The organism is Catalinimonas alkaloidigena, from assembly GCF_029504655.1.
GTDB classification, from domain to species: domain Bacteria; phylum Bacteroidota; class Bacteroidia; order Cytophagales; family Cyclobacteriaceae; genus Catalinimonas; species Catalinimonas alkaloidigena.
Window position 1 is genome coordinate 147,267 of the sequence record NZ_JAQFIL010000003.1, and the last position, 6,383, is coordinate 153,649.

The 6,383-nt window shown below is 39.3% G+C and carries 6 protein-coding genes; 2 read left to right on the forward strand and 4 right to left on the reverse strand.

Translation table 11 applies throughout. From position 1 onward, the window contains the following. Positions 1-22: 22 nt before the first annotated feature. Positions 23-595 carry a recombinase family protein gene (locus OKW21_RS32475; RefSeq protein WP_277488257.1) on the reverse strand — a complete coding sequence of 191 codons (573 nt, stop codon included), beginning with the start codon at positions 593-595 and terminating at the stop codon, positions 23-25. Between the two features lie 536 nt (positions 596-1,131). On the opposite strand from OKW21_RS32475, the gene OKW21_RS32480 reads away from it, so the two are divergent. Beyond that, a complete protein-coding gene (locus OKW21_RS32480; protein ID WP_277487954.1) occupies positions 1,132-1,515 on the forward strand; it encodes a hypothetical protein in 384 nt (127 codons plus the stop codon). Positions 1,516-1,530: 15 nt separating this feature from the next. On the opposite strand, the gene OKW21_RS32485 is transcribed toward OKW21_RS32480, so the two are convergent. Further along, on the reverse strand, positions 1,531-1,764 hold the full coding sequence (locus OKW21_RS32485; protein ID WP_277487952.1) for a T9SS type B sorting domain-containing protein: 234 nt from the start codon (positions 1,762-1,764) through the stop codon (positions 1,531-1,533). On the opposite strand from OKW21_RS32485, the gene OKW21_RS32490 reads away from it, so the two are divergent. Continuing rightward, a complete protein-coding gene (locus OKW21_RS32490; protein WP_277487984.1) occupies positions 1,741-1,962 on the forward strand; it encodes a hypothetical protein in 222 nt (73 codons plus the stop codon). The genes OKW21_RS32485 and OKW21_RS32490 overlap by 24 nt on opposite strands. Positions 1,963-3,574: 1,612 nt before the next feature. Here OKW21_RS32490 and OKW21_RS32495 read toward each other — a convergent pair. Together OKW21_RS32495 and OKW21_RS32500 are read right to left on the reverse strand one after the other, a co-directional pair. After that, a complete protein-coding gene (locus OKW21_RS32495) occupies positions 3,575-5,977 on the reverse strand; it encodes a glycoside hydrolase family 95 protein (protein WP_277488260.1) in 2,403 nt (800 codons plus the stop codon). Positions 5,978-6,093: 116 nt separating this feature from the next. Next, the coding region (locus OKW21_RS32500) for a RagB/SusD family nutrient uptake outer membrane protein (RefSeq protein WP_277488262.1) at positions 6,094-6,383 on the reverse strand (290 nt) is incomplete at its 5' end.

Here is a 6,383-nt window from a genome sequence, read left to right on the forward strand (position 1 = left end):
GCTGCGCAACCGTTGGCAGTGATCATGAAGTTTTCTTTGGAGGAGGATTCTCACGCACGATCTTGTAAAGCGTAGATTTAGAGATATGGAACATCTCCAGAATTTCTGCAATGCTATGATCTTTATCATGGTAGAGTTTGATGAGTAGCTTCTGCTTTTTTTTATCCAAGGCAGGAGGGCGCCCACCCATTCTACCCCGAGCTCTTGCAGACAATAAGCCAGCTTGAGTCCTTTCCCTGATCAAGTTACGTTCAAATTCTGCAAGAGCTCCGAACATGTGGAAGATAAGCTTTCCTCCTGAGGTTGTAGTATCAATAGATTCCTGTAGACTCTTAAAAGAAACACCTTCACTCTCTAACCAGGTGACCCACTCAATCAAATTCCTCAAGGTCCTACCTAAACGATCCAGTCTCCAAACCACCAAAGTATCTCCAGCTCTGAGCTGCTCCCGAAGTTTGTCAAGACCTGGCCGCTCGGCTCTGGCACCGGAAATAGTATCTTCAAAGATGCGTTCGCATCCCGCTTTTTGTAAAGCATCTTTTTGTAGGTTGAGGTTCTGGTCAACGGTAGAGACTCTAGCATATCCAATAAGCATATAAAAATGAGATCTTAAAGTTTACTTCTTCATTAACCCTGGCAAGTTACAAAGAAGATATCTGAAAAGTACGAAAAGCCTGCTCTATAACCAGCTTGTCATACTTTGATTTACCAACCGAGTTATTGCACAGAGGGGGTAAGAGCAAAAATTGGCATTGAAGAGCGTAAGAGCACTTTTAGAAAAAGGGGCAAAAGGGCAGGGTAGGGTGTGCGAGAAAGGGACCTTTTTAGGAAGGACAAGACAAACATACCCGTTTCCTGCTGAATACTTTCATTGGGTTAAAAACTTGATAACTAAGTGTGAAGAAGAAAATATATGAGGAGTAGAATTACACATCATTTGTTGTTGTGCTTAAAAACTACTTTATCATCACTTTGCGAAGTTTCAGTAAGCATAAGTTTGTTACTTTCATCAATATTATAGGTCAAAATTTAGCACCTATTTACCTAATTTTCTTACTCTACTAGAAATAGCTTATAATAAGAAAATGTATAAAGTCTGAATAAGCTTAATTGAGATTCTAATTTAGAATTATGAAAGATTACGCTTTGATTTGCTTTCTAGTACTTATGTGCATTCTTTCATCATGCAGTGAAGACGCTGAGTCTCCAACAATTCCAAGTATTAGAATTTTAATTAATGAACAGGAAGCTGACACTTATCAAGTTCAGGCAAGTGATACGCTGGTAATTGAGGGTACTTTGCACTACGAATATGGAGAAAAACAATATATCCGTACTTATATAGATGATCTTCCGATTTCTAATACACTTCTTAGCGAAGAAATAAATCCTTGGACGTATGAGCATAAAATATATATGCCTGAAGATGCTGAAGGCACATACCAGTATTTAGTTGAATATATTGATCAGGATGAAGTGGTATTACAAAAATCAGTAGATCTGATTGTACCTTAATCTAAATTACTACTGTTATTGTGCTTCATTGACTAAGCTAACCCAACTACTGCTTTTTTGAGGAATGAGTTGTTCTCCTTGTTGACATAAGTAGCTTAGTGTCCAATAGTAAGTACCAGATGGAGCCAGATCTTTGTGTGCAATACGGCCATCCCATTGAGCTTCTGCATCCTGTCCGCTATACAGTAGTTTTCCCCAGCGCTTATAGATTTGTAAGCGCATGTTTTGAATACGATGGTGGTTTGGCATAATAAATACATCATTGTAACCATCAGCATTTGGGGTAAAGACATTGGCGGGAAGGAGTTCACAGTCGCAGTTCTCACTACGAAGAGTCAGGTGATATTGGGTAGTAAAGCAGTGGTTTTCTATCGTTACAGAGTAATCTCCAGCTTTGCTAAAGTTTCTTTGTGGGGAAGTATCGCCATCCTGCCAGTCTTTATGTAGACGGGCCCATATTATTAAAATGATTTTATTTAACTATTCAAATTTTAAGTTGTATTTTGTTTATTTGAAGGTGTAACACTACTCACTCCAATGCTAGCCTTTGAATGGAACTTATCAATGTCATTAATATAATATGGATTGCGGGTTTTACCCCTATTCTCTTACTTGTGACAATTGATAGAATCAATACTTACAAAGTAAAAAGAGCGCTGAGGCAAGAAAAGCAAAAAGAGTATAACAAATCACTTCATGCCCATACTTCCAGAAAAGCTATTTATACCCATATTTCCAAAGGTCATTCTTTCTTTTCCATAATAGGGTAAAAGAAAAGCCTGGAGAGAATCAGGCCCCAGGCTCATCATGGTATAACTTACGAGATTGAATAATACTGTAAATATCGCAAGTATAGCGGACTTTTCATTACGCAGTTCTTGGGTAAACTTACCTGGTAAGAAAAAAGTAAGGTAGCCACAACGGAGTTGCCACAATGCAGCTGCTCTTCTTGGTCTTTGAGCTGTTGATAAAGGTTATACAACACTGCAATACTACAAAGAAAGATTAGAGGAAAAGTTAAGGCAGGGTTACCATACTGTTATCAAAAGCAAAAGCCCGGCTCTTTATGCGATGGGATGCCGGGCTTTTATTTATTTATCGTCAGTTTTGAAATACCAAGTACGCTATTGGTGCGATAAAATGCCGCTGCAAATGCGTGACAATATTACGGTGTAATGTATAGCAGATAGATGTAAAATCTTTAAAGTGTTATAATTATTCTTATGTTAAATAATTCTCCTTCAGTCATTTATATTTCATATATTTAGTCTCGGAAATCATAACGTGACTTGCTACTATTACCAGTCTAAGGTAAGTCACAGAAGGCAGCTCTTTCTGAGGGCTGCTTTCTTTTTTTTGATACTTTCCTGTGGTTCTATAATGAGATAATTTACACTTGAAGAAAAAGAATTTTTTATTGAAGCGAAGCAAATTTATGATAAACAATGTAATAGGCCAGTCTCAGAATATCTAAATCCTGTATGGATAGCTTTCGTAGCTATCATGGTTGGCTCTTAGTAGTCGGGTGGAGAAGAAATGCTAAAGTCAACCAAGTTTTAAAAGAGAAAGAAGATTATAAAAAAAAGCCCAGGAGGGTATGTTCCGCATATATTCCCGGGCTTAATCATGTTAAACAAAACTTATGCATGACATCCCTTTTTGGGGATACTGTAAATATCGCAAGTGTAGCGTACTTTTCATTACGCAGTTCTTGCGTAAGCTTACCAGGTAAGAAAAAAATGGAGTTGCCACAACGGAGTTGCCACAATGCAGCTGCTCTTCTTAGGCTTTGAGCTAAAGCATTTAGAACGATTTGGAAAATTAAGTCCTGACCATTTCCCGATCTACGCTGAACTAGTACTGATCTCAGGGAAGTGATGAGTATGGGTAATTAAAATTCAGTATTTACCAACTTTTCGTAGCAAAATCAGCTTAGTGATGCATTTAATGGCTAATCGTAAGCATTGTATAAGTTCTATGCCTTCGGTATAGTCTACTTTTAATAAGACTTATTATTTGCATTTAAACGTTTACAAGAAATTTTTACTTAACTTAAAATTTACAAATTAAAAATTTCTTCAAATAGATAAATTTTATTCTTTTCAGTGTCAATCTCTATTTCTTGCCCCTTGTATCTGAGATTACATTTACCACCTTTATTAGATATAAGCTTGCCATTGACCAATTGTTGGTTTTTCCATTCCATCCGTATTTCAAAATCCCCTCTGGCTTTAAGTCCTGAAACGCTGCCCTCTTTCCATGCTGAAGGTAAAGCTGGTAAAAGTTCAATCTCATTGGTATGTGATTGGATCAACATTTCAGCTATACCTGCGGTGCTGCCCATATTGCCATCAAGCTGAAAAGGAGGGTGAGCACATAACAGATTTCTGTAAGAACCACCACCGTCGCTCATATTGTAGCCTTTATCAGTAACCGGGGTAAGTACTTTCTTCAGGAGTTTGTAAGCTCTGTCCCCATCCTTAAGTCTAGCCCAAAAAGATACTTTCCAAGCTAGTGACCAACCTGTTCCTTCATCGCCACGAGCATTGAGGCTTATTTTTGCTGCTTCAGCCAAACCAGGAGTTTCTTTTACTGTAATTTGTTTTCCCGGATGGAGAGCAAACAGGTGAGATACATGCCTATGATGATTTTGGGGATCATCTATATCCTCTTTCCATTCCTGCAATTGCCCCCAGTGTCCTATCTGCGGAGATAGAATTTGATCACGTATAACTTCTACTTGATTCTTAAAATCGCTTTCAATACCTAAAACTTCACAGGCGAGCACACAGTTATTCAGAAGATCCCAGGCCATTTGATGATCCATAGAAGCTCCGGTAGAGATGCCTCCATGCTCAGGAGAATAGGATGGACTTGAAACCAGATATCCATCTTCATCTTCTGTCAGATAATCTATCCAGAACAGTGCTGCTTCTTTCATAATGGGAAATGCCTGCTCTTGCAGATAAGTGGTATCCTGTGTAAATGCATAGTGTTCCCACAAATGCTGACAGAGCCATGCCGCACCACCAGGATAAAAACCCCAGGGAAAATCCCAGCCGGGTGCAGTAAATCCAAAAGGATTGTTCATGGTATTAACAACCCAGCCTCTGGTCCCAAAATGTTCTTTAGCAGCCAGTTGACCTGGTTCCACTAGTGTCTCTATATAATCAAGCAGGGGTTTATGACATTCAGATAAATTGGTGACTTCCGCTGGCCAGTACAGCATTTGCTCATTGATATCAAAATGGTAATCATTGGCCCAGGGAGGATTAGTGCTGTTGTTCCACTTACCCTGAAGATTGAGGGGCATAGTGCCCGGGCGTGATCCTGAAATCATGAGATATCTTCCGTACTGGAAATATAGAACCTCTAATCCGGTATCATCATTCCCTTCAGCATAAGCGATTTGTCTTTCATCTGTAGGAAGGCTATCATAAGATATGTCACCCAGCTTTAGCTTAACCGAATGGAACAGGGGCTGATAATCAGACAAATGTTCTCTTGATAGTGCCTCAAAATCTAAACCTTCAACGGTTTCAAGAACGTTAGCATTCTGAATCTGATAGTTATTTCCTTTATAAGTGGGAAAATCAGGAAGGTAATCAGTGGCTGCTGTATGGATAATGGTCAGGGATTTAGCTTTGTTGACAATAATTTCTCCAGCACTAAATTTTACTTCTCCTTCAGGACTTATGACATGATAACTTGTGGCAAAGCGCATCCCGTTGTCTTTGACCTCCCCTTCAAATGAATAGGTATGCTCAACAAATTTGTCGTTGATTTTATGGTGAGGCGTTTCATAACGAATGTGATACGTTTGACCTTCAGCATGCGTATTAGAGAAATGATAAACCATGACTCTTTTAGGATAGTTACCAAAGAAGACACGCTCATGTTGTACGTCTCCAGCCTGGAAACTGACTTTTCCTACTCCTTTATTTAAATCAAGTTCACGAAAGTAGTTTTTCACCTCACCTTCATTATCAACTCTGATGAAAAGATCACCCATAGTTTGCTGTGAGCCAAAATCACCAAAAGCTTGCTCAGAATCTTCTTTTTTATGAATTTCTCCGGTCATCTCCTGATTAGCTAACTGATGGGCTTCCTCCATTTTACCCTCTTTTAACAAAGCTCTCACTTCAGGAAGATACTGTGCTGCTCCTTCACGGATGCCAAAGTGGTAGTCCTTATGAGAGCCGGGTCCTCCTGCCCAAAGCGATTCCTCGGTAAACTGTATGCGTTCTTCATCAGGATCACCAAAAAACATGGCACCCATATAACCATTACCAATTGGTAGTGCCTCCAGCATCCAGTCCTCAGCAGGTTCATCATACCATAGTCTGAGAGGCGAAAGACCTGTTGAAGCCTTGGAGATTTGGTTTTCGGGAGTGGGTTGACAGGCCAGTAAGCTGTAGATAAGAAATAGGTATGTATAAGAAAATGATCTGGAAAAATACATTGGAGATTAAAGGAATGTTAGGAATTTAATTAGAAATGATATTTTGAGAATTGAGAAATTTGAAAGGCTTCACTACCTAGATGATATTGGTAGCGAAGCCCTAAATACAGTTTTACTTACTGATAATCAGGGTTCTGGTCTAATTCTCCCTGACTTTTATCTATTTCGGCTTGAGGTAGGGGCCATTGATAAAATCTTTCTTCAAAGGTATAGAAGAGCACCCCATCTTCCACCCCATTCAGCACCTCATCGGCAATTCTCCAACGTTTCAAGTCATAGTAGCGTAGTCCCTCAAATGCCAATTCTACCCTACGTTCATGCCTAATTCTTTCTCTCATTTCTTCTTGACTTAATCCCAGAGGGAGATCAGGCATATTTACTCTGCTTCTGACAGCGTTGATGGCAT

What these genes read in the sequence shown, in the direction of transcription:
- OKW21_RS32475 (WP_277488257.1), bottom strand. Translation starts at nt 595, where the DNA reads ATGCTTATTGGATATGCTAGAGTCTCTACCGTTGACCAGAACCTCAAC.
- OKW21_RS32480 (WP_277487954.1), top strand. Translation starts at nt 1,132, where the DNA reads ATGAAAGATTACGCTTTGATTTGCTTTCTAGTACTTATGTGCATTCTT.
- OKW21_RS32485 (WP_277487952.1), bottom strand. Translation starts at nt 1,764, where the DNA reads ATGCCAAACCACCATCGTATTCAAAACATGCGCTTACAAATCTATAAG.
- OKW21_RS32495 (WP_277488260.1), bottom strand. Translation starts at nt 5,977, where the DNA reads ATGTATTTTTCCAGATCATTTTCTTATACATACCTATTTCTTATCTAC.